The organism is Novosphingobium sp. (genome assembly GCF_030696665.1).
Classification (GTDB): domain Bacteria; phylum Pseudomonadota; class Alphaproteobacteria; order Sphingomonadales; family Sphingomonadaceae; genus Novosphingobium.
The window spans coordinates 13905-36866 of the sequence record NZ_JAUYRV010000030.1; the positions used below are offsets into that span (position 1 = coordinate 13905).

General features: G+C 62.8%; 23 protein-coding genes. 12 read left to right on the plus strand and 11 right to left on the minus strand.

The window, feature by feature from the left end:
* Nucleotides 1-14 precede the first annotated feature (14 nt).
* Together leuB and Q8R81_RS07980 are read left to right on the plus strand one after the other, a co-directional pair.
* Entirely contained in the window at nucleotides 15-1073 is a 1059-nt protein-coding gene (gene leuB, locus Q8R81_RS07975) for a 3-isopropylmalate dehydrogenase (protein WP_305616897.1), read from the plus strand.
* 12 nt (nucleotides 1074-1085) lie between these two features.
* Entirely contained in the window at nucleotides 1086-2210 is a 1125-nt protein-coding gene (locus tag Q8R81_RS07980) for a glycosyltransferase family 2 protein (protein ID WP_305616898.1), read from the plus strand.
* Nucleotides 2211-2381: 171 nt separating this feature from the next.
* On the opposite strand, the gene Q8R81_RS07985 is transcribed toward Q8R81_RS07980, so the two are convergent.
* On the minus strand, nucleotides 2382-3686 hold the full coding sequence (locus Q8R81_RS07985) for a phospholipid carrier-dependent glycosyltransferase (protein ID WP_305616899.1): 1305 nt from the start codon (nucleotides 3684-3686) through the stop codon (nucleotides 2382-2384).
* 83 nt (nucleotides 3687-3769) lie between these two features.
* Between Q8R81_RS07985 and Q8R81_RS07990 the strand changes: the two genes are divergently transcribed.
* A complete protein-coding gene (locus Q8R81_RS07990) occupies nucleotides 3770-4978 on the plus strand; it encodes a PLP-dependent aspartate aminotransferase family protein (RefSeq protein WP_305616900.1) in 1209 nt (402 codons plus the stop codon).
* 81 nt (nucleotides 4979-5059) lie between these two features.
* Nucleotides 5060-6397 (plus strand): PAS domain S-box protein, encoded by a 1338-nt coding sequence (locus tag Q8R81_RS07995; RefSeq protein WP_305616901.1) that lies wholly within the window; start codon nucleotides 5060-5062, stop codon nucleotides 6395-6397.
* 9 nt (nucleotides 6398-6406) lie between these two features.
* Here the strand turns inward: Q8R81_RS07995 and Q8R81_RS08000 are convergent, their stop codons facing one another.
* The 4 genes from Q8R81_RS08000 to Q8R81_RS08015 all read right to left on the minus strand — a co-directional run bounded on the left by Q8R81_RS08000 (nucleotide 6407) and on the right by Q8R81_RS08015 (nucleotide 8488).
* A complete protein-coding gene (locus tag Q8R81_RS08000) occupies nucleotides 6407-6676 on the minus strand; it encodes a hypothetical protein (RefSeq protein ID WP_305616902.1) in 270 nt (89 codons plus the stop codon).
* An 84-nt stretch (nucleotides 6677-6760) separates the two neighbouring features.
* Complete coding sequence (locus Q8R81_RS08005; protein WP_305616903.1) at nucleotides 6761-7012, minus strand: accessory factor UbiK family protein; 252 nt, start codon at nucleotides 7010-7012, stop codon at nucleotides 6761-6763.
* A 68-nt stretch (nucleotides 7013-7080) separates the two neighbouring features.
* On the minus strand, nucleotides 7081-7635 hold the full coding sequence (locus Q8R81_RS08010; RefSeq protein ID WP_305616904.1) for a TspO/MBR family protein: 555 nt from the start codon (nucleotides 7633-7635) through the stop codon (nucleotides 7081-7083).
* Between the two features lie 127 nt (nucleotides 7636-7762).
* On the minus strand, nucleotides 7763-8488 hold the full coding sequence (locus tag Q8R81_RS08015; protein WP_305616935.1) for a TlyA family RNA methyltransferase: 726 nt from the start codon (nucleotides 8486-8488) through the stop codon (nucleotides 7763-7765).
* Nucleotides 8489-8543: 55 nt separating this feature from the next.
* Between Q8R81_RS08015 and Q8R81_RS08020 the strand changes: the two genes are divergently transcribed.
* The 3 genes from Q8R81_RS08020 (at nucleotide 8544) to Q8R81_RS08030 (ending at nucleotide 11624) form a co-directional block, all read left to right on the plus strand.
* Nucleotides 8544-9089: a hypothetical protein gene (locus tag Q8R81_RS08020; RefSeq protein WP_305616905.1), complete on the plus strand. Its 546-nt coding sequence runs from the start codon at nucleotides 8544-8546 to the stop codon at nucleotides 9087-9089.
* A 445-nt stretch (nucleotides 9090-9534) separates the two neighbouring features.
* Complete coding sequence (locus tag Q8R81_RS08025; protein WP_305616906.1) at nucleotides 9535-10635, plus strand: branched-chain amino acid aminotransferase; 1101 nt, start codon at nucleotides 9535-9537, stop codon at nucleotides 10633-10635.
* Between the two features lie 80 nt (nucleotides 10636-10715).
* On the plus strand, nucleotides 10716-11624 hold the full coding sequence (locus Q8R81_RS08030) for an SDR family NAD(P)-dependent oxidoreductase (RefSeq protein ID WP_305616907.1): 909 nt from the start codon (nucleotides 10716-10718) through the stop codon (nucleotides 11622-11624).
* Between the two features lie 4 nt (nucleotides 11625-11628).
* Here Q8R81_RS08030 and Q8R81_RS08035 read toward each other — a convergent pair whose 3' ends face one another.
* From Q8R81_RS08035 to argH, 5 genes are read right to left on the minus strand one after another with little or no spacing between them, the layout of a single operon-like run.
* Nucleotides 11629-12345 (minus strand): hypothetical protein, encoded by a 717-nt coding sequence (locus tag Q8R81_RS08035; protein WP_305616908.1) that lies wholly within the window; start codon nucleotides 12343-12345, stop codon nucleotides 11629-11631.
* A 43-nt stretch (nucleotides 12346-12388) separates the two neighbouring features.
* Nucleotides 12389-13162 (minus strand): bifunctional precorrin-2 dehydrogenase/sirohydrochlorin ferrochelatase, encoded by a 774-nt coding sequence (locus Q8R81_RS08040; protein WP_305616909.1) that lies wholly within the window; start codon nucleotides 13160-13162, stop codon nucleotides 12389-12391.
* A gap of 3 nt (nucleotides 13163-13165) precedes the next feature.
* Complete coding sequence (gene lysA / locus Q8R81_RS08045) at nucleotides 13166-14425, minus strand: diaminopimelate decarboxylase (RefSeq protein ID WP_305616910.1); 1260 nt, start codon at nucleotides 14423-14425, stop codon at nucleotides 13166-13168.
* 9 nt (nucleotides 14426-14434) lie between these two features.
* Entirely contained in the window at nucleotides 14435-14686 is a 252-nt protein-coding gene (locus tag Q8R81_RS08050; protein WP_371135332.1) for a hypothetical protein, read from the minus strand.
* Nucleotides 14683-16065 carry an argininosuccinate lyase gene (argH, locus tag Q8R81_RS08055; RefSeq protein ID WP_305616937.1) on the minus strand — a complete coding sequence of 461 codons (1383 nt, stop codon included), beginning with the start codon at nucleotides 16063-16065 and terminating at the stop codon, nucleotides 14683-14685. Before argH ends, Q8R81_RS08050 begins: the two co-directional genes overlap by 4 nt.
* Nucleotides 16066-16123: 58 nt before the next feature.
* Here argH and Q8R81_RS08060 point away from each other — a divergent pair, with 58 nt between their 5' ends.
* From Q8R81_RS08060 to Q8R81_RS08080, 5 genes are all read left to right on the plus strand, one after another.
* Nucleotides 16124-16675, plus strand: a complete 552-nt coding sequence (locus Q8R81_RS08060) for a TlpA disulfide reductase family protein (RefSeq protein WP_305616911.1) — start codon at nucleotides 16124-16126, stop codon at nucleotides 16673-16675.
* 239 nt (nucleotides 16676-16914) lie between these two features.
* Entirely contained in the window at nucleotides 16915-18054 is a 1140-nt protein-coding gene (locus Q8R81_RS08065) for a phosphoserine transaminase (RefSeq protein WP_305616912.1), read from the plus strand.
* A gap of 113 nt (nucleotides 18055-18167) precedes the next feature.
* A complete protein-coding gene (gene serA, locus Q8R81_RS08070; RefSeq protein ID WP_305616913.1) occupies nucleotides 18168-19754 on the plus strand; it encodes a phosphoglycerate dehydrogenase in 1587 nt (528 codons plus the stop codon).
* Between the two features lie 224 nt (nucleotides 19755-19978).
* Entirely contained in the window at nucleotides 19979-21118 is a 1140-nt protein-coding gene (locus Q8R81_RS08075) for an ATP phosphoribosyltransferase regulatory subunit (protein ID WP_305616914.1), read from the plus strand.
* A 1-nt stretch (nucleotide 21119) separates the two neighbouring features.
* Nucleotides 21120-21815, plus strand: a complete 696-nt coding sequence (locus tag Q8R81_RS08080; RefSeq protein WP_305616915.1) for a hypothetical protein — start codon at nucleotides 21120-21122, stop codon at nucleotides 21813-21815.
* Between the two features lie 192 nt (nucleotides 21816-22007).
* Here Q8R81_RS08080 and Q8R81_RS08085 read toward each other — a convergent pair whose 3' ends face one another.
* The gene (locus tag Q8R81_RS08085) at nucleotides 22008-22937 is read right to left on the minus strand and encodes an alpha/beta hydrolase (protein ID WP_371135333.1); all 930 of its coding nucleotides are present in this window, start codon (nucleotides 22935-22937) and stop codon (nucleotides 22008-22010) included.
* Between the last annotated feature and the right edge of the window lie 25 nt (nucleotides 22938-22962).

Here is a 22962-nt window from a genome sequence, read left to right on the forward strand (position 1 = left end):
ATAAGGGGTTTTTGATGAAAATTGCGGTTCTGCCGGGCGATGGCATCGGTCCTGAAGTGACGCGCGAAGCCGTGCGCGTGATCGAAGCCCTCGGCATTTCCGGGATCGAAATGACGCAAGCCGTGGTCGGCGGCGCAGCCTACAAGGCCACTGGCCACCCGCTCCCCCCTGAAACGCTGGAGATTGCGCGCGCATCGGATGGCATCCTGTTTGGCGCGGTAGGCGATCCAGATTGCGACGCGCTGGAGCGGCATCTGCGGCCCGAGCAGGCGATCCTTGGGCTGCGCAAGGAGCTGACACTGTTTGCCAACCTGCGCCCAGCCAAGGTCTTCAGCGGCCTTGAAGGCCACTCCGCGCTGCGGCCCGAAGTGGCAGGTGCTATCGATATGGTGATCGTGCGCGAGCTGAACGGCGACGTCTATTTCGGCGAAAAGGGCTTCCGCACCGCCGCCAATGGCGACCGCGAAGGCTATGACGTGATGTCATACAACGAGAGCGAAGTGCGCCGCATCGCCCACATCGGTTTCCGCACCGCGATGGGCCGCGCCAAGCGGCTGTGCTCGGTCGACAAGGCCAACGTGCTGGAAACCAGCCAGCTGTGGCGCGATGTGGTGATCGAGGTGGCGAAGGAATACCCCGAAGTCGCGTTGGAACACATGTATGTCGACAATGCCGCGATGCAGCTCGTCCGCGCGCCGGGCAAGTTCGACGTGGTGCTGACCGGCAACCTGTTCGGCGACATTCTTTCGGATCAGGCCTCGATGTGCGTCGGCTCCATCGGATTGCTGGCGTCAGCCTCGCTGGGTGAGCGCGAGACCGAATTTGGCACGTTCGGACTGTATGAGCCGATTCACGGTTCCGCGCCGGACATCGCAGGGCAAGGTCTGGCCAACCCGATGGCGACGATCCTTTCCGCCGCGATGCTGTTGCGTCATTCGTTCGGCCTTGCCGCTGAAGCGGACCGTGTGGAAGCCGCCGTTGCCAAGACTTTGGCCGATGGCGTGCTGGGCCGCGACCTTGGCGGAACAGCAGGAACGACAGAAGTTGGTGACGCGGTGCTTGCAAGGCTCTAAAGGCCCGCGCTTATGCTTCAACTTGCCGTAATCCTGCCGACCTATCGCGAGCGCGCCAACATCGCGCCTATGGTCGCGCGTCTCGACGCTGCGCTTCAGGGCGTGGCGTGGGAAGCGATCTTTGTCGATGACAACAGCCCCGATGGCACCGCCGAGGAAGCCCGCCGCATCAGCCTGTCCGATCCGCGCGTGCGCGTGATCGAACGCATCGGGCGGCGTGGGCTGGCTTCGGCAGCGATCGAGGGTATGTGCGCCACCGCCGCGCCCATCGTTGCCGTGATGGACGCCGATCAGCAGCACGATCCGGCCTTGCTGCCACAGATGCTGACAGCAGTCGAAGGCGGCGAATACGACATCGCCTATGCCTCGCGCTTTGCCGAAGGGGCAAGCACGGCGGAATGGGGCCGCCCGGACCGGGTGAAAGCATCAGGCCTTGCCAACCGTATCGCCAACAAGGTGACCGGGGTGGAACTTTCCGACCCGATGAGCGGTTACTTCATGCTGCGGGCCGAAACGCTGCGGGCCGATGCCCACCGCCTGTCCGGCGTGGGCTTCAAGATCCTGCTCGACATTCTGGCCACGGTGGACAAGCCGCTGAAGGTCAAGGAATTCCCCCTCAATTTTGTCGCCCGGACCGAGGGTGAGAGCAAGCTGGACCAGACCGTGATCTTTGAATTCCTCGTCGGACTTTATGACAAGTGGCTCGGCCGCATCATCCCGACGCGCTTTGCGCTGTTCGGCACTGTGGGCGCGATGGGCGTTGCAGTGCAGCTTGGCGCGCTGTGGGTGCTGCTCAAGATCGTGGCCGGCGAACGCTTCGTCTATGGCAACTGGTCGGAAAGCGCGACGTTCAACACCGCCAATACGCTGGCCGCGATCATCGCGATGACGTTCAACTTCGTGCTGAACAACGAACTGACCTATTCCGACAAGCGGTTGCGCGGCTTTGGCCCGCTGCTGCGCGGTTGGTCCCAGTTCGCCCTCACCTGCTCGCTCGGATTGCTGACCAACATCGGCTCGGCTGCGGTGCTCAAGACCATCGGCTTCCCGGCGGTTGTTGCGGTGATCGTGGGTATCGTGCTGGGTTCGGTCTGGAACTTCGCGCTGTCCTCACGCTTTGTGTGGGGCAAGTACTGACCCCTGTTCTACAATCTGGCACGACCTGCCGGGCCTTCGACATTTGCTTCAGGTGGAGCCGAGAAGTGTGATTTCCGAGCACCGGAGCGGAGCGTACTTTCGGTACGGGAGCACCGGCGCGCAGGACATCGCGCTTCGCAGGCCCGCATGGGGCGAACATCGAAGGTCCGCCTACTTCCAGCTATCCAGCCACGTGTAATCGCGGAACGAGTCCTTGCGGGGTAGCTCGGCCGCCGAGAGGATCGGATAGAAACCGATAAACATGCCGAAGGCGAGGACCAGTGTGACTTTGGCGGGCCAGCGCAGGCCCAAGTCCCACCACTCGGCCAGAACCAGCGCCAAGGCGGCCATAAGGAAGCAACTGGCCAGCATGTAGTGGTAGTAGAACTGCACCGGTTTGCCATTGATCGCCCAGAAACCGACCAGCAGGGCATAGGCGGCAAAAACCAGCAGGCGCAGGCGGTTGCCTTTAAAGCCGTCCCACGCACAGAACAGCAGGGCGGGCAGGCCTGCCAGCATCGTGAAGGGATTGCCGAGCATCAGCACGCCGCGCTGCGCGCCGTCGATGTTTTCATAGAGGAACCAGATGGGCCGGATGTTCGCCATCCACTGCCACCACACGCTCATGTAGGTGTGCGGCTTCTTCACGCTGTCCTGCAATTGCAGCATATATTGCTGCCATTCGATCAGGCGACCGACGGTGAGCGGGTCTTTCTCGTAGAAAAATGCAGGCAGGAAGGTGGCGAAATAGACCAGCAGAGGCAGCGCGCCGAGCCATAGAGCCGCCTCAATCAGCGAAACGCCGGGGACGGGACCAGTTTGCCGTGAGGCCCACATCAGGCCAAGGCGACGGCCTTTCAGCGCTTCCCAGCGGTTCAGCGCAAAGACCAGCCCGGGCAGCGGCACCAGCAGCGCGCCGTTCCACTTTGCGCCGAGCGAGAGGCCGAGGAACAGGCCGGTGAGCATCAGATGCAATCGCGCGCGGCTCGCCTTGCCTGACGGATTGCGCCACGCACATGCCCATTGCCACACCGCCAGCGCCATGAACCCGCCCATCGCCATATCCAGCAACGCAATGCGTGCCATCATGAACCAGATGAAATTGGTGGCGATCAGCAAGCCGAAGAGCAGCGTGGCCGTGCGCGAAAGGCTTGCCCACCACAGCCCGCGCATCATCGCCCACAGGCCCACTGCGCCCAGCACTGCCGATGGCAGACGCCAGCCAAACGCGGTATCACCCACCAGCTGCATCGACCATGCGATCAGCTGCTTGGCCAGCAGCGGGTGTTCGGGATTGAGTCGCGCGGACAGATCGATCAATCGGCGCGCGGCGGGGAGGTAATGGATCTCGTCAAACATCATCGTCGACGGAATGCCGATACGGTGAAGTATAACGAGGAAGAAAGCGGCAGCGACCACCGCACACCACAGGGCGGGGTCTTTCTCGCGCGGACGTTCGGAAACAGAAGTCGTCATCTGCGGCGTGGATTAGGCCGATGCCCGCAAGTTCGCAATCCCGCCGCTTGCGTGGGCGCTCCCGGAAAACTAAGGCAAGCGCTATGAAACGCACGACTGGCCAGGACCGTTCGATCACCACCAAGTGGCGCCCCGCAACCCAGGCGATTCGCGGAGGCACGTGGCGTTCGGAAATGGGCGAGACGTCGGAGGCCTTGTTCCTCACCTCGGGCTTTGCCTACGACAATGCCGCCACCGTCGCCGCGCGCTTCGCGGGCGAGGCCGAGGGTATGACCTATTCCCGCCTGCAGAACCCTACGGTGCAGATGCTGGAAGAACGCATCGCCCTGATGGAGGGCGCAGAGGCGTGCCGCACGCAGGCCACCGGCATGGCCGCGATGACCACCGCGCTGCTCTGCCAACTTTCCGCAGGCGACCACGTGGTTGCCGCCAAGGCTGCGTTCGGATCATGCCGCTGGCTGATAGACAACCTGCTGCCGCGCTTCGGGATCACCGGAACGACCATCGACGCTTCGGACAATGCCGCGTGGGAAGCCGCGATCCAGCCCAACACCAAGGTGTTCTTCTTCGAAAGCCCCGCCAACCCGACGATGGACGTGGTTGATCTGGAATTCGTCTGCGGGCTGGCAAAAAGCCGTGGCATCACCACCGTGGTGGACAACGCCTTTGCCACCGCCGCCTTGCAGCGCCCGATGGATTTCGGCGCGGATGTTGTCGCCTATTCCGCCACCAAGATGATGGACGGGCAAGGCCGCGTCATGGCTGGCGCAGTCTGCGGTTCGGCAGAATTCATCAACAATGTGCTGCTCCCTTTCCAGCGCAACACCGGCCCGAACATCGCCGCGTTCAATGCGTGGGTCGTGCTCAAGGGGCTGGAAACGCTGGACCTGCGCATCCACCGCCAGAGCGAAAATGCGATGAAGGTCGCCAGCTTTGTCGAAGGCCGTGTGCCGCGCCTGCTCTATCCGCACCTGCCCAGCCATCCGCAATATGAGCTGGCGAAGAAGCAGATGAAGGCGGGCGGCACGATCTTCTCGTTCCATCTCGACGGCGGTCTGACGCAGGCCCACGCCCTGCTCGACGCGCTGGAACTGATCGATATTTCTAACAACATTGGCGATTCGCGCTCGCTGATGTGCCACCCGGCCTCGACCACACACTATGGCGTCGGCCCCGAAACGCGCGCCGACATGGGCGTGGGCGAAGGGATGCTGCGGCTCAACGTAGGTCTCGAAGACCCGGATGACCTCATCGAGGACCTGGATCAGGCACTGCGCAAGGCGGGGCTTTGATCTGCTGCGTCGCCGGTTGCATCGCAACCGCGATTGCCTAAGGTGCCACGCGGGGGTGGGGTCGCAACGGAGCATTCCGATTTGCTGGCCGAAGCGCACCTGTCTGCCATTATCCAGTCCTCTGACGATGCGATCATCAGCAAGGATCTGAACGGTACAGTCCTCAGCTGGAACCCGGCTGCCACGCGGATTTTCGGCTTCACCGAGGCTGAAATGGTCGGTCAGTCAATCCGCAAGCTGATCCCGGCTGACCGCCAGTCGGAAGAGGACGATATCATCGCGCGGGTTGTGCGCGGCGAGAGGGTCAAAAGTTTCGACACCCTCCGCTGTGGCAAGGACGGCACCCAGATTGCCGTCTCGCTCACCGTCTCGCCGGTGTTCGACAAGGCTGGCAAAATTGTCGGCGCCAGCAAGATCGCACGCGACATCACTGCGCGTGTCGAAGGTCAGCGTGCCCGGCTGGAAAGCGAAACGCGCTTCCGCATGCTGGCCGACAACATCACGCACCTTGCGTGGGTGGCCGAAGCATCAGGGTCGATCGGCTGGTATAACAAGCGCTGGTACGATTACACGGGTGTGCCTGAAGGTTCCACCGATGGCTGGGGCTGGGACAAGGTCCACCATCCCGATCATGTTGAACGGGTCAGGGATCACTTCGCCCGCAGCATGGCCGCCGGGAGCGAATGGGAAGACACCTTCCCCCTGCGCGCGCACGATGGCAGCTATCGCTGGTTCCTTTCGCGCGCATTGCCGATCCGCGACGAGCAAGGCCAGATCCTCTACTGGTTCGGCACGAATACCGACGTTACCGAGATGCTCGAAAAAGAAGAGCAGATCCGCGTCCTGCTGATGGAGGTAAACCATCGCTCAAAAAACCTGCTGGCGGTAGTGCAGGCCCTCGCGCGCAGGTCAGGCGGCAATGATCCCGAATTCCTGCAACGCTTCGAAAGCCGCCTGTCCAGCCTTGCCGCCAATCAGGATCTGCTGGTGCGGCGCGGCTGGTCGACAATCCAGATGCGCGAACTGGCTGATGCGCAGATGGCGATTTTGGCCCCCGAAAGCCGCGCACAAGTGCAGATTGCGGGCGGCTTGATGACACTTAGCCCACGAGCCGCGGAAATCATTGGCATGGCGCTGCACGAACTGGCAACCAATGCCATGAAGTATGGTGCGCTCAGCACGCCTGCGGGAACGGTGTTCCTGTCATGGCAAGAACGGGATGACCACTTCTGCATGGAATGGCGCGAGATCGGTGGACCGACGCCCCGTGAACCTGAACGACATGGCTTTGGAACGACGCTGATCCGCCATATTCCCGCGCGCAGCCTTCAGGCTGACGTAACACTGGATTACGCCCCGGCAGGGGTGCATTGGATGCTGGCCTGCTCGATCGAAACTGCGCGCAAGCTGGCGAGTTAGGCCGCCGAGTTAGGCCGCCTCTGCCCGTTCGCCTTTGTCGCTGTCTTCGTGTGCCGCGCGCTTGTCATCGGTGATCAGGCGATTTTCTGCACGCCCCATCGTCCAATTCTTGCCAAGGCGAACCTTGTGGTTGGGCGCGCACCAGATTTCGCCCGATTCATCAAGCGCGGTGACCCAGATCAGATTGTGCTCCTGACCGTAGTCGATCATGCCGATTGCATAGCCATCGCCCTTGCCCAGCACATGCAAGGGAATTGTGGGATTGAGTTGCGTAAACACGGATCGTTCCCCGAGCGCGCCGAAAGGGCACCTTTCGGCAGGTTCAATCCGTGAATGGCCGGAGCGGTTCCCGCTGGCGAATGTTCACTCGCTCTTGGCGGCCACTTCCAGCGCGGCAATCCGCGCTTTCAGTATTTCCACTTCTTCACGCGCGGAAGCGGCAAGCTCTTTCACCGCGTCAAATTCCTCGCGGCTGACAAAGTCCAGCCCGCCAAACACTTCGCGTGCCTTTTCGCGCGCGCTGTCACCAGCTTCGCGGCCCATTCCGGCAATCGTCCCTGCAGCGCTGTTCAGCAGCTTGACGAAATCGGCGAACATCGGGTTTTCAGTCTGCATCGGGCAAGATCCTGCTTGGCGGTTATACCTGATATGTGGGCAGGCAAGCCGCCCCCCGCAAGATGTGATCAGATTTCCACGCGCACAGTGCTGGAAGATCCAAACGCGCCATCGGCATCGGGATTGAGGCGCAGGAATTCATATGTGAGCACCGAAGCGAAGCAGACCCACGCCAGATAGGGCACAAGCAGCATCCCCGCCACAGGGCGAATGCGCCAGAACAGCACGACGGTGACCGCTATTGCCACAGCCATCGCCACGGTGATCCAGAACGCTCCGGTAATCTGGTGCAGGGCGAAAAACGTGGGTGACCATGCAAGGTTGAGGATCAGCTGCACCACAAATGCCGCAGCCGCCAAACCCCGCCCCCGCGCACCGCGCGCCGACAAAATCATCGCAAAGGACACGCCCATCATCACGTAAAGCACCGACCACACGATGCCGAACGCGGCAGGTGGGGGATAGATTGCTGGCTTTACCAGTGCATCGAACCACGGATTGCCCGGCCCGCTTCCCGCAGCCTGCCCGGCCAGAAAGCCGAGTGCGACGATCAGCGGCACCGTAAACAGGGACCAGCGCAGAAGGCTGGCGCGAAGCTGGCCGGAAGAAGCGAGGTAGTTCATGTCACCCGTTGGTTAGGCGCAAAGTGAAAAGCGCGATTCGTCCGGGATATTGGCGGGGTGCAGCGTCCTGCGCAATGCGAACTCAATCCCCGTGTCATCCCGCATGGATACAATAACGGGGGAAAACTCAGGATCGTTCCGCAGAAATAAGGAATTCCACGTTCCCTTCCGGCCCGGTGATCGGGCTTTGCACGATGCCCTGCACTGCCCAGCCTTCTCCTTCGAGCCATTCGCGCACCTCGTCGCATACCCGCTGGTGGAGCGAGGGATCACGCACCACCCCGCCTTTGCCGACTTCCGCCTTGCCGACCTCGAACTGCGGCTTGATCAACGCGACCAGACGCGTAGGCCGCGCCGCCAGTGCCAGCGGAACGTCCAGCACCTTGCGCAGCGCAATGAAGCTGGCATCGCACACCACCCACGTTGCAGGACGATCTATGTGGCCGGGGGTAAGGATACGCGCGCTGGTCTGCTCCAACACGGTCACACGCGGGTCTTGCCGCAGCTTCCAGGCCAGCTGGTTTGTGCCGGAATCGACAGCAAAAACGTGATCGGCCCCGCCCTGCAGCAGCACATCGGTGAACCCCCCGGTCGAACTGCCGATGTCCATTGCGGTAACGCCTGCGGGATCAAGCGCGAAGTGTTCGATCGCGTGCGCCAGTTTAATCCCACCGCGCGAAACCCACGGGTGGTCGCGCCCGCGCACGTCCAATGGAGCGTCGATGGCAAGCGGTTGACCCGCCTTGGCGATCTTGGTTTCGCCTGTGAAAACAAGGCCGGCAAGGATCAGCGCCTGCGCGCGTGCACGGCTTTCGACAAGGCCGCGCTCGACCAGCAGTTGGTCCACGCGCATCTTCTGTTTGGGGGGGCGGGTTGAGGTCACGGCGCGTTCCTTCCATAACTGGCTTATGAAGATCAATCGCGCTGCGCAATTCGCCCCGGCTTTTTCCTGTGCCCTCGCCCTGATGGTGGGCGCTTGCAGTGCGCCGCAGGTGGTGCCCCCGCCCGCGCCGCAGCCCACATCACGGCCCGCGCCGCCGCCGCCGCCGCCGCCATCGGCGCAGCCTGCTTTCAAGGATTGGCGCGATGCGCCGCAGACGCCGGGGGACTGGCGTTATGAAAACGGGACCGCTCGCTTCGGTTCGGCAGGCTCCACCCTTTTTGCGATGACCTGCAACCGCGCGGCCCGCACCGTCAGCCTGATCCGCACCGGCACGGCGCAACGTTCGTTGCCGATGACAGTGGCCACCACCAGCGAAACCCGCCCGCTTTCAGCAGAGCCTGCACCGCAAGGATCGCCGCAACTGGTGGTGACATTGCCCGCGAATGACCGGCTGCTCGATGCGATGGCCTTCAGCCGAGGCCGCTTTACCGTCGAAATCAACGGCCTGCCGACGCTGTACCTTCCAGCTTGGCCGGAGGTTGCACGGGTGACGGAGGATTGCCGCAAATAGTGCCGCGAAAATAGTTGGCCTGAAAATCGTTTCTGGCGCGCCTATTGTGCAATTGCGAAGGCGGGATTGTGACGGCAAAAAAATTTCATGCAAGACTTGTTGTTTGCGCGGGAATGAATCACATTCAAACCAAGGTCGGTGCAGAGATGATTTGCCCGGCTCAGCAGCCCTGCAAGGCTGCGGCTTAGGCTCAACAGCGCGAAAGGAGGTGATCCGATGTCTCATGGTTCAGCACAGAGGTCGGTACAGTCCCGCGCGAGGCATTATCGCTGAGTTTCGATTAAGCGATAGAGGCTTCGTGGGCGGCACTTCCGGCCGCTGACCATGCGAAGGGCCGCTTCGGACTGACCGACGCGGCCCTTCACATTTATTACATTCTACTTGCCTTTCGCGCAACAATAGTTCACGGCGCTGCATCTTCGATTCTAGCGCAAGGACTGCCCCGATGGCGATGCCCGCCGAAACCAGCCTCACTTTTGCCCACCACCCGCACCCGGCACCGGTTGCTGCGGACGTGCGCGCGGCTGTGCTGGCAAACCCCGGCTTCGGCACCGCCTTCACCGATCATATGGTCGAAATCGACTATACCGAAGGGCAAGGCTGGCACGATGCCCGCGTCATTCCTTACGGCCCGATCGCGCTCGATCCGGCTGCTGCGGTCCTGCACTACGCACAGGAAATCTTTGAAGGCCTGAAGGCCTATCGCCTAGCTGATGGCGGCATTTCGCTGTTCCGGCCCGAAGCCAACGCCGAACGCTTCAACGCCTCGGCCCGCCGCCTTGCCATGCCCGAATTGCCGGAAGAGCTGTTCATCGAGGCCGTGCGCCAGCAGGTTCTGGCCGACAAGGACTGGTTCCCCACGGTCGAAGGCGGCTCGATGTACTTGCGCCCCTTCATGTTCGCCAGCGAGGCTTTCCTCGGCGTGCGCCCGGCAAAGCAGTACAAGTTCATGGTCATCGCCAGCCCGGCGGGGAACTACTTCAAATCGGGCGCGCCTGCGGTTTCGATCTGGGTTTCAGACTATACGCGCGCGGCCCCCGGCGGCACAGGCGCTGCCAAGTGCGGCGGCAACTACGCCGCCAGCCTTGTCCCAACGGCTGAGGCTTTCTCGCGCGGGCACGATCAGGTGCTGTTCCTCGATGCTGCAGAACGCAAATGGGTCGAGGAACTGGGCGGCATGAACCTGTTCTTCGTGTTCGACGATGGATCGATCCTCACCCCCGAACTCACCGGCACGATCCTGCCCGGCATCACCCGTTCCAGCCTGCTGAAGCTGGCCACCGAAGAGGGCTTGACCGTGCGCGAAGGCCGCTACAGCCTTGACCAGTGGCAGGCCGATGCCGCTTCGGGCAAGCTGCTCGAAACCTTCGCATGTGGCACGGCTGCGGTAGTTACGTCGGTCGGCAAGGTTGCCAGCCACACCGGCGAATTCGCCATTGGATCCGGCGGCCCCGGCCAGCTTACGCAAAAGCTGCGCGCCAAGCTCGTGGGCATCCAGCGCGGTGAGATTGCCGACACGCATGGTTGGGTAAAGCGCATCGCCTGACCGGTTGCCATGCGCTGCGACGCATGGCATCGCTGCGCCCGTGTTAAACGCCCGGTTAGGGTGTCTGTGGAGTGTCTGGCATGAGCATTTCCTTCGAAGGCCGCGTGGCCATCGTCACCGGCGCAGGCGGCGGGCTTGGCCGTGCCTATGCGCTTGAACTGGCAAAGCGCGGCGCGAAAGTCGTGGTCAACGATCTTGGCGGATCGCGCGATGGCAGTGGCCATTCCGACGCGGCGCTGAAGGTGGTCGAGGAAATCGAGGCCGTTGGCGGCGAGGCGATGTCGAACGGCGGCTCGGTCAGCGAATACGAACAGATGGTCGAAATGGTCGCCAAGGCCAAAGATCGCTGGGGCGGTGTCCATGTCCTGATCAACAACGCCGGCATCCTGCGCGACAAGAGCTTCACCAAGATGGACCCGGCTGACTTCGAGATGGTGGTCAAGGTCCACCTGATCGGCTCGGCCTTCGCCACCAAGGCCTGCTGGGATTTGATGCGCGAACAGAACTACGGCCGCATCTTGATGACCGCGTCGTCCTCCGGCCTGTTCGGCAACTTCGGCCAGGCCAACTACGGTGCGGCCAAACTGGGCGTCGCAGGCCTAGCCAAAACGCTCTACCTCGAAGGCGCGAAGAACAACATCAAGGTCAACACGCTGGCCCCCGTCGCCGCCACCCGCATGACCGAGGACATCTTCCCCGAAGAAGCGTTCAAGCTGTTCAATCCCGAAAGCGTCGTCCCCGCCGCCCTGTTCCTCGTCTCGGAAGACGCCCCCACCAACGCCATTGTCGGCGCAGGCGCTGGCGGCTATCACTCGACGTGGGTGACGATGAACAAGGGCGTGCTGCTTGCACCGGCTGAGCAGACCGTCGATGGCTTCGCCGCAAACTGGGACAAGATCAGCGATCGCGCAGAGGATTTCGTTCCCCGCTCAGGCCCGGAACAGGCGCATGTGATCATCAGCCAGTTGCAGGCGGCGATGAAGGGGTAGACTGTCAGTTCGCGCCCTTATCAGCCTCTGATCGATAGCCGATCTCGGTCACGCACTTGTCTGTGCGGTCCAATTGTACGTCTATCGACCACCTGCCTCGGTAAAACTGAACAGGAGGCAATGTTATTGGCCCGCCATGTAAAGGCATGTTTGGAATTCGAAATTTCGATTCGGACCATCCTTGATGGATCGCCGTGCCTCGGACGGCGGCAATGTCCAAGCAGTCTGCTGAATCACTGCTGTTATCTTTAGCCGGGTGCAACACGATATTTACCCGCCTTTCCCCACGAATGGAGGGGTTTATGAGCACAGGTCGTTCAGCGCCGCGAAATCGCGGTCGACGCCACGCATCTGTCGGGAAAAAGCTCTCGTGATAGCTGATGCTGGCGCGCCAGCTTTTCTCGCCGGGAGCGCCTGAGACAAAAGCGGTAAAGCTTGCTGAGCGCGGATGATCAAAGGCGGTCTTCAGGTGCGGAAGTGAAAATGCTCGCTCGACCGTCTCAATACCAAGACCCTGCTTTGGCCATCGAAAAAGCGAGAGCAGCCTCTTGTGAAATTCGGCAACGTCGTAATTGCAGGCGACATTTGGAAAAGGTCGCAGGTCTTCGAAGCTCGATTCTGCATATCCCGATACGACACATCGGTTTGAAGCAGGATTAGCAGGTTCGGCAATACCGGACGTTTGGCTAAGAATGGTCAGCGGGAGCAGCGAGATCGACAAACAACTTCTCCCATGAAACGGCATCACTCAGTGACGATAATAGTCACTTTGATCTTAACACCAAGACAACCCCGTCTTCACGAACCTGATCTCCAGCCAGCATACGAACCGCATCTGCCCGCGCGCGCGACAGGATTTCCGGCGCTACGCCAGCGTCATGCACCAACACATCCGCCTGCCCCAGAAGCCGCGCCGCGCGCAGGGTAAGATCTTCGGGGTCGTTCGAAGTCAGCACAATCTCGAACCGCCCCGACTGCCCTTCCGCGCCGGATGCCAGCCAGTTCGCCACCTTCGTCTCACTCCCCGCCCGGAACAGATCGAGTTCCCCGCCCTCGTCCAGCGCCGCATCCAGTGCACGTCTGCGATCCGCCACCGAGGCCCACCGCGCCCGCATCCCGTCGCGCGCCTCTTCCAAAGCACGCGCCAAAGCGCCAAGCCCTTGCGGCAGCAACCGCTCCAGCCGCAACCGCAAGATCTTCGCCAAGCCCGCCGAGGCCCCTCCCGTACCTACCGCAATCAGCACCGGGTCGCGGTCCAAAATCGAAGGCGTGGTAAAATCGCACAGTTCGGGCCGGTCGACCACGTTGACCAGCAGCCCTGCACAGCGCAGCCGGATCGCATCGCCCTGCGCCATGTCGGGATTGTCGTGCGCGATGAAGGCGAGGCGTGCGCCGTCGTCGATCCCGGCGGCGATGTCGCGGTAGATCACCCCGCCTGCGCGTTCGATCAGCCGCTGCTTGGCCTGCGCCGCGTCCCCCTCGCCCAGCAGGATCACCGGCTGGCCCGCGATGCGGTGGAAGAGGGGGAGCGACTGCATGGCTTACTTGAGGAAGTCCGGCACGCGCTCTGCGGCCAGGATCGTGGCGGGGTCGATGCGGTCCGCCACCACGGCCCACTTGTCGCCATCCACCATGACCTCGGGCACCAATGGCCGCGAATTGTAGGTGTTGGCCATCGTCGCGCCATAGGCTCCGGCGGTGCGGAACACGGCAAGGTCGCCGCGCTCCACTTTGTCGATGGTGCGCGCCATCGCGAAGGTGTCGGAGCTTTCGCAGATCGGGCCGACGATGTTGGCGACCGCAGTCTCGCCCTTCGGCTCCACGGCCACGAAATCGTGCCAGGCGTCATAGAGCGCAGGCCGCGCCAGATCGTTCATCGCGGCATCGACCACGACCCACGGGTTGCTTGCGCCTTCCTTCACGCGAATCACTTGCGTCACCAGCACGCCGGTGTTCCCCGTAATCACACGGCCCGGCTCGAACATCAGCGTCACGCCCCAGTTGCCGGTCACGCGCGCTACCATCGCAGCGTATTCCTCGGGCTGCGGGAACACTTCGCCCGCCTTGTAGGGCACGCCGATCCCGCCGCCGAGATCCATGTGGGTGACGGTATGGCCCGCTGCGCGGATCTCTTCCATCAGCCCGCCCACCTTGGTGAACGCGGCTTCCAGCGGTTCCAACTTCGAAAGCTGGCTGCCGATGTGCAGCGTCAGCCCGCGCATATCCAGCCCCGGTGTGCCCGCCAGCCGCGCATAGATGGCCGCTGCCCGGTCAAACGGAACGCCGAACTTGTTCTCGGCCTTGCCCGTGGAAATCTTGCCATGCGTTCCGGCGTCAACATCGGGGTTCACGCGCAGCGCGGCAGAGGCCACCTTGCCCATCGACGCGGCGATCTCGGCAAGCTCCAAGCCTTCTTCCTCGCTTTCGAGGTTGAACTGCCCGATCCCGGCCTCGATCCCACGGCGCATTTCAGCGGCTGTCTTGCCCACGCCCGAAAACACGATGCCGTCCGGGTCCATGCCCGCTGCCAGCGCGCGCTCCATCTCGCCGCCCGAAACCACATCCGCGCCATAGCCCTCTGCTGCCAGCACTTTCAGCACCGACAGGTTCGGATTGGACTTCACCGCAAAGGCGATCTTCGCATTGCGCAGGATGCCCAGCGCATCGCGGAACACGCGCGCGTGGCGCGTCAGCGTGGCGCGCGAATAGACATAGACGGGCGTGCCAACCTCGGCTGCGATCACCGGCAAGGGCACGTTCTCGGCGTGGAGCACGCCGTTGTTCAATTCAAAATGGTCCATCGGAAATTCTCAAGCCTCAGGTGGCAGATCAAAAGGATCGTCTTCGCGATCCTGCGAGCGGCGACGCGGCTCGACATTGCGCGCAGGGACCGCCTGCGCGGGAGGTTTGAGCAGATCGTCCGCACCCGGCTGCACCTCGCGCCCATAGGGGATTGGCGGCGAAGTCTGATCGGGCGCCAGCTTAAGCTCGGCCCGGTTGCCGCAAGCCCCAAGGGCGAGCGCTGCCAGCGTAACAGCCAGGGATGTGCGCAAAACGCTCAAGCCGATTCCTCCAGCCCCAGCGCCACGCGCGCTTCAGCCACGCGCTTCCTTACCTCGTCCGGCGCGGTTCCGCCATGACTGCATCGCGCCGCCACGCTCGCTTCAACCGAAAGCGCGGCATAGACGCGCTCGTCGATCCGCGCGTCGATGGCTTTCAGGTCTTCGATCGATAGCTGATCGAGCGCAACGCCCCGGCTTTCAGCCAGCTTCACTGCGCTTCCGGTGATGTGGTGCGCCTCGCGGAACGGGATGTTGGCCTGCCGCACCAGCCAGTCGGCAAGGTCGGTCGCCGTGGCATAGCCAAGCTCTGCCGCCGCGCGCATCCGTTCGGTGCGGAACTTGGCTTCGGCGACCATGCCGGTCATTGCCGCAATAGACAGCGCCAGCAGCGAAGCCGCTTCGAAGACCGGCGGCTTGTCGTCCTGCATGTCCTTGGAATAGGCCAGCGGCAGGCCCTTCATGGTGATCATCAGCGCGGTAAGGCACCCCACGATCCGGCCCGAATGACCGCGCACCAGTTCCGCCGCATCGGGGTTCTTCTTCTGCGGCATGATGCTGCTGCCGGTCGACAGGCTGTCGGGCAGCGTCACGAAGCCGAACGGCTGGCTCGCCCAGATGATGAACTCCTCGGCCAACCGTGAGAGGTGCAGCGAGCACTGCGCGGCGGCCATCAGGTAATCGAGCGCAAAATCACGGTCGGACACCGAATCGAGGCTGTTGTCGGTCGGCCCGTCAAAGCCCAGCGCCTCTGCCGTGCGGAAGCGATCGATGGGAAAGCCTGTGCCTGCCAGCGCGGCTGCGCCCAACGGACTGCGGTTCATCCGCACCCGCGCATCGGCAAAGCGCGAACGATCGCGCCCGATCATCTCGTAATAGGCCATCAGGTGATGCCCCAGCGTCACCGGCTGCGCGGTCTGCAGATGGGTGAAGCCGGGCATGATCGACGCCGCATGTTCGCCCGCGCGGTCCACCAGCGCCAGTTGCAACTGCTTCAGGCCGAGTTCGGCCTGATCCATCGCATCGCGCACCCACAGGCGGAAATCGGTCGCCACCTGATCGTTGCGGCTGCGCGCGGTGTGCAAGCGGCCTGCTGTTGCACCGATCAGTTCGGCAAGGCGGCTTTCGGTGGTCATGTGAATGTCTTCAAGGTCCCAGTTTTCGGGAACCCCGTTGGCTTCGTACTCGGCGGCCACCTGATCCAGCCCGCCCGCAATCAGCGCCGCATCCTGCGCCGAAACGATGCCTTGCGCGCCCAGCATGTCCACATGGGCCTTTGACGCGGCGATATCTTGCCGCCACAGCGCCTTGTCGAAGGGAATCGAGGCGTTAATCTCGCGCATGATCGCCGAGGGACCGCCTGCGAAGCGCCCGCCCCACATCTGGTTGGAGCCTGAATTGCCGCTCATATCCGTCCGTTCGCCCAAATTGCTGCTGCTCATGGCGGCGCTCGCCGTCGCGGGGTGCGATAGGCAAGCCGCGCCCGACTCGCAACCGCAGACGACAGCCACACCTTCGGAAAGCACCGCGAAGGGCGAATTCAATGGCACGCTGGACATTTCCAATCGCGGAAAGGCCATGCCGGACTTCAGTGTGACCGACCCTTCGGGCAAGACACTGAAGCTCACCGACCTCAAAGGCACGCCGGTTCTGGTGAACCTTTGGGCCACATGGTGCGGCCCCTGCGTGCTGGAAATGCCGATGCTCGACAAGCTGGCGGCAGACAAGGCGGGCAAACTGCGCGTCCTTACTGTCTCGCAGGATATCGACGGCGCGGCCAAGGTCGCCCCTTTCTATGCCGAGAAGAAGTTCGGGAAACTTGAACCTTGGCTCGATCCCGAAAACAACCTCGGCTTCCACTACGAAACCGGAATGCTGCCCACGACTGTGCTTTACGACAAAGACGGCAAGGAAGTGTGGCGCATGATCGGCGCGCACGATTGGTCGAGCGCCCGCACCACGGCGATGCTCGCGGAGACTTTGGGGAAGTAAGGGAAAAAGCCCACCCCCAGCCCCTCCCGCTCATCCTGAGCTTGTCGAAGGGGGGAGGGGAGCCAAACAGCGCGACACCCGCATTCCCCTCCCGCAGGCGGGAGGGGGCAGGGGTGGGCAAAGGCACCCCACCCGAAAGGCCACCCAACAAAAGTTTGACATATCCCGCCGCGCCACTAGAGCGGCCGACGGGCCACGCGGTCCCAACGCCGCGCGTGCTCTCTGTAAGGAGAGACTACATGTCTGTTACGATTCCGGCTCGCAAGCCTGCGCGCCCATTCTTCTCGTCCGGTCCCTGCGCCAAGCCGCCCGGATATTCCCCCGAAAAGCTCGCCACCGAATCGCTGGGCCGGTCACACCGCGCCAAGATCGGCAAGACTCGCCTTCAGTACAGCATCGATCTGATGCGCGAAGTGCTGCAGCTTCCCGATACACACCGCATCGGCATCGTTCCGGGGTCTGATACCGGCGCTTTCGAAATGGCGATGTGGACGATGCTGGGCGCGCGCCCCGTCACCACGCTGGCATGGGAATCGTTCGGCGAAGGTTGGGTCACCGATGCGGCCAAGCAGCTGAAGATCGATCCCACGATCCTGCGCGCCGATTATGGCCAGATCCCCGATCTGAACGCGATCGACTGGTCGAACGACGTGCTCTTCACATGGAACGGCACCACCTCGGGCGTCCGCGTTCCGAACGCAGATTTCATCCCTGCCGACCGCGAAGGCCTGTCCTTCGCAGACGCCACCTCGGCAGTCTTCGCCTACGACATCGACTGGTCGAAGATCGACGTCGCCACCTTCTCCTGGCAGAAGGTTCTGGGCGGCGAAGGCGGCCACGGCGTGCTGATCCTCGGCCCCCGCGCGGTCGAACGGCTTGAAACCTATACGCCCGCATGGCCCCTGCCTAAAGTGTTCCGCCTGGTATCCAAAGGCAAGCTGGCTGAAGGCGTGTTCAAGGGCGAAACCATCAACACCCCCTCGATGCTCGCTGTCGAAGACGCGATCTTCGCGCTCGAATGGGCCAAGGATCTGGGCGGTCTGAAGGGCCTGCAGGCGCGCAGCGATGCCAATGCGGCAGCGCTCGACAAGATCGTGCAGGAACGCTCGTGGCTCTCGCACCTCTGCGCCGATGAAGCGACCCGGTCGAAGACCTCGGTCTGCCTCTCGGTCGAAGGCGCGGACGCAGACTTCATCAAGAAGTTTGCCGCCATGCTCGAAAAGCAGGACGCCGCCTACGACATCGCCGGATACCGCGATGCTCCAGCAGGCCTGCGCATCTGGTGCGGCGCGACTGTCAACGCCGAGGACATTGCTGACCTCGGTCCGTGGCTCGACTGGGCCTACGCAGCGACCAAGGCCGAACTGGCCACGGCCTGATTTTCCGAGACTGCGCCCCCGCGAAGGCGGGGGCCTCCCTCGGCACAGAACCACCTTCGCGTAACAACACCAAGGTCCCCGCCTTCGCGGGGACGCACGGATTGGATCGAAACATGACCAAGCCCAAAGTCCTCATTTCCGACAAGATGGACCCCAACGCCGCCCGCATCTTCACCGAAATGGGCTGTGACGTTGACGTAATCACCGGCGAAACCCCCGAACAGCTGATCGCCCGCATCGGCGAATACGATGGCCTCGCCATCCGCTCCTCGACCAAGGTGACCAAGGAAATCCTTGCCGCCGCCACCAACCTCAAGGTCATCGGCCGCGCCGGCATCGGTGTCGACAACGTCGATATCCCGGCCGCATCAGCGCAGGGCGTGGTGGTGATGAACACCCCGTTCGGCAATTCGATAACCACCGCCGAACACGCCATCGCCATGATCTTCGCCCTCGCGCGCCAGATCCCCGAAGCCAACGCGCAGACGCAGCAGGGCCTGTGGCCGAAGAACGGCTTCATGGGCGTTGAAGTCACCGGCAAGACGCTCGGCCTGATCGGCGCGGGCAACATCGGCTCCATCGTCGCCAGCCGCGCGCTCGGCCTCAAGATGAAGGTCGTTGCGTTCGATCCGTTCCTGACGCCCGAACGCGCCATCGAAATGGGCGTGGAAAAGGCCGATCTCGATACGCTGCTGGGCAAGGCAGACTTCATCACCCTGCACACCCCGCTGACCGACCAGACGCGCAACATCCTCTCGGCTGAAAACATCGCCAAGTGCAAGAAGGGTGTCCGCATCGTCAATTGCGCACGCGGCGGGCTGATCGATGAAACCGCGCTCAAGGCCGCGCTCGATTCGGGCCAGGTCGCGGGCGCCGCGCTCGATGTGTTCGAAACCGAACCCGCCAAGGATTCGCCGCTGTTCGGCACGCCGAACTTCATCTGCACCCCGCACCTCGGTGCCTCGACCAACGAAGCGCAGGTCAACGTCGCGCTGCAGGTGGCAGAGCAGATGGCCGATTTCCTCGTCTCGGGCGGCGTCACCAATGCGCTCAACATGCCTTCGCTCTCGGCTGAAGAAGCGCCGAAGCTGAAGCCTTACATGGCGCTGGCCGAAAAGCTGGGCAAGCTGGTAGGCCAGCTGGCGCACGACAACCTGACCAAGATCGCCATTGAAGTTGAAGGTGCCGCAGCGCAACTCAACCAGAAGCCGATCACCGCCGCCGTGCTTGCTGGCCTGATGAGCCAGTATTCGGACACCGTGAACATGGTCAACGCGCCGTTCCTCGCCAAGGAGCGCGGGCTGGACGTGCGCGAAGTGCGCCATGATCGCGAAGGCGAATACCGCACGCTGGTGCGCGTCACCGTCAGCACGTCGCAAGGCGAGCGTTCGGTTGCAGGGACGCTGTTCGGCAACGGTCAGCCGCGTCTGGTCGAAATCTTCGGCATCGGCATCGAAGCCGATCTCGATGGCGACATGCTCTACATCGTCAACTCCGACGCTCCGGGCTTCATCGGCCGCATCGGCACGCTGCTGGGTGAAAACAGCATCAACATCGGCACCTTCCACCTCGGCCGCCGCGAAGCCGGTGGCGAGGCCGTGCTGCTGCTCTCGCTCGACAACCCGGTCCCGCAGGACGTGCTCAAGCAAGCCTGCGACCTGCAAGGCGTGCGCACGGTCAAGGCGCTCAAGTTCGTCTGAGTTTACCGGACTGACAGCATAGAAGGGGGCGGGTGCAGCAATGCGCCCGCCCCCTTTTTCTATCTACAATTGTCACCCTGAACTTGTTTCAGGGTCCATCTCTCATCGGAAGCGGCCGCCTGTTCGGCACGATGGATCCTGAACCAAGTTCAGGATGACGGAATCGTAGAACTCCCACACCCCTTCATCGACACGCCGCCAAGTTCAAGCTAAGCGCGCAACCCATGACCGACCTCGATTCCAGCCTCCTGCCCGAAGGCCTCGAAGACCGCCTGCCCCGCGAAGCAGCAACCACCACGCGCGTGATGCGCAGCCTTCAGGACGTGATGCACGGCCACGGCTATGACCGTGTGCTGCCGCCGATGATCGAGTTCGAAAAGAGCCTCGCCACACGCATGGCGGGCATTCAATCCCGCCGCATGTTCCGCTTCACCGATCCGTCCAGCTTGCGGATGATGGGCCTGCGGTCCGACCACACCCCGCAGATCGGCCGCATCGCGCAAACCCGCCTTGCCGAAGCCGCGCGCCCATTGCGCCTGATGTATGCGGGGCAAGTCCTCACCATCAAGAGCGACGGGCTGAACCCCGCGCGCGAAAAGCTGCAGTGCGGGGCCGAACTGATCGGCGCAGACAATGTCGCCGCTGCCACAGAGATCGTCTCGCTCGCGGTCGAAGCGCTGCAGGCCACCGGCATTTCCGGCGTCAGCGTCGATTTCACCCTGCCCGATCTGGTCGATACGCTGGCCACCAAGGCCTTCCCGCTCGAACCTGGCCAGATCGAGGCGGTGCGCCGCGAACTCGATACCAAGGACGCAGGCGGCCTGCGCGATGTGGGCGGCGAGGCTTACGTGCCCCTGCTCTACGCCACCGGCGAATTCGACAGCGCCATCGAAAAGCTCTTCGCCATCGATGCCGGCGGAGCGCTCGCCAGCCGCATCACTGCCTTACGCGAAATCGCCGCCAGCCTGAACGGCACCGCCCGCCTCACGCTCGACCCCAGCGAGCGCCACGGCTTCGAATACCAGACCTGGTTCGGCTTCACGCTCTATGCCGCAGGCGTGCGCGGCCCGGTCGGTCGCGGCGGCACCTACCGCATCGACGGTGCCGGTGAGGGCGAAGTCGCCACCGGCTTCTCGCTCTACCCCGACGCCCTGATCGACCTCCTCTCCGCCAGCGAACCCGCCGAAGACCGCTTGTTCCTCCCGCTGGGCCACAACCGCGACGAGGCGGCGCGGCTGCGTTCGATTGGCTGGCGCACGGTTGCGGCGTTGACGGATGCGGCTCGCGCAGGGGGGCTGGGGTGTACGCATGTGTTGGCGGCGAACGGGGAGTGGGACCCACACTCAGAGTGGGTTTGCCGATAAGGTGCAAAAACTTATGCGAGTTTCGCGATTTCTGCAGATTGGCTCGATTGCATTGGCGATGGCATCTTGTGCTGAAGCTAAGGACAAACCACGACCGTCGCTACTGCCCGAAGTGGCGAAGATGGCACCGGTTCTCACCTGCATCGACGCTGCTTCTAGCAAAGATCAAGCTGCCTTAACTGGTTGTCTCGAAGAAGCCAGAATACCGTTGGAGAAAGTCGGCCCTGACGCTGTTTCTCTAAATGATTTCAAGCAGCGCGTTGTGTTGGCTTGGTTGTACTTGGGCCGGGATGCCAAATACCCGCTCAACCCTGATACATTGCCGAATGCCATCGACTATGCAAAATGTGTCGAAGGAGCAGCCTACGCTGATCCGGCGTTTTCAAGTGGAACTGGCAAGGGCGTCGCAGAGGCCACATTCCGCTCTGAACAAGCGTGCAAGGATCATCCTCTCTCCTTTAGGAAGCTTGATCCAAATAGCAAAAATCTACCGTCAAACGTAGCCGAACGACTATTTGCCCAAGCTTTGGCCAATACAGCGCTAACTTTCGCTCTCGAGCAAAACAAATGGTTCCCGGATGAAATGCGGGAGTGCGTTCGCTATGCCGACGGACGACCACCGTCTGTTGGGTGCAAGGGTAAGCGTGGCGTGCCTCCGTTTGCTCCGCCGCCGCCGGTGCAAATGCCGACACCGTGAGTTAAACACGTTTTTAATCAGTGAATTCTCGTCGCCCCGTGCTTGACACGGGGCTTGGCTATCTTTCGACGTCGCCCTGCGGCACTTCCACCACCGGATACTACTGGTCGCAAAGGTCCAGTCAAACGTGAGGTCGCAAGGGAAGTCAAGCACGGGGCGACGGGAGGTTTGTTGGAAGAATGATCAACCAATCTACCCCCCAAACACCTCCTTCAACCAGGCATCCATCACCGGCGTCGCCGCATAGTCCGGCTCGCCCAGCTTGCGGTTGATCTCGGCATGGCCCTGCAGGCCCTTGCCCGGAAAGCTGCCCACTTCCACACTCGATCCGCCACGTTTCAGGGCCGCCGCCAGCTCGTTCGCCTGCGCCACGCCATCCTCGCGCTGCACGTGCAGCAGCAGGAAGCGCGGCGCGTTCGGCGCGGCGGCGTGAAACACAGGCGAAAGCGCCTTCTGCCGCGCCGGATCGGTGCCGAAGGCCTGCTTGTAGGTGTCCATCATGAACCGGCCCGCCTGCGCCATCTGTTTGGGCACATCATAAGCCGCGCCATCGTTGGGCATCACGCCGTCCACATCGGCAAACGATAGCCCCGCCTTGCGCAGATACTGCTCGTCCGTGCCCACCAGCGCCACCAGATGCGCGCCCGCGCTGTGGCCGGTGATGACCACGCGGCTGCGGTCGATGCCCATGCCCGCCGCCTTGCCCAGAACGAAGGCCAGCGCCTGCGCCACATCGCTGGCCTGCTGCTCCACCGTGGCCGCAGGCACAAGCCGGTAGTTGATCGAGGCGAAGGCATAGCCCTGCCCCACCAGATGCCCCGGCAGGGCATTGCCCATCGCGGTGTCCTTCGACCCGCGCTTCCATCCGCCGCCGTGGACATAGAGCACCAGCGGCGCGGCCTTCGCGCCCTTGGGCACCCACAAGTCCAGCACTTGTGCCGGATCGCTGCCATAGCTCAGCGTCTGTGCCCCGGGTGCACGGCGCTGCTGGCCCTCGCCCTGCGCGCGCTGCTCCATGCGCTTGGCTATCCGTTCGCGCAGCCGCTCACTGGGCTGCGCCTGCGCGATACCAACGGAAAGGACCGCCACGCCCAGCAGCCCGGCCAACCATGCTTTCGCCATAAGATCACCTCGCCGTCCGTGCCCC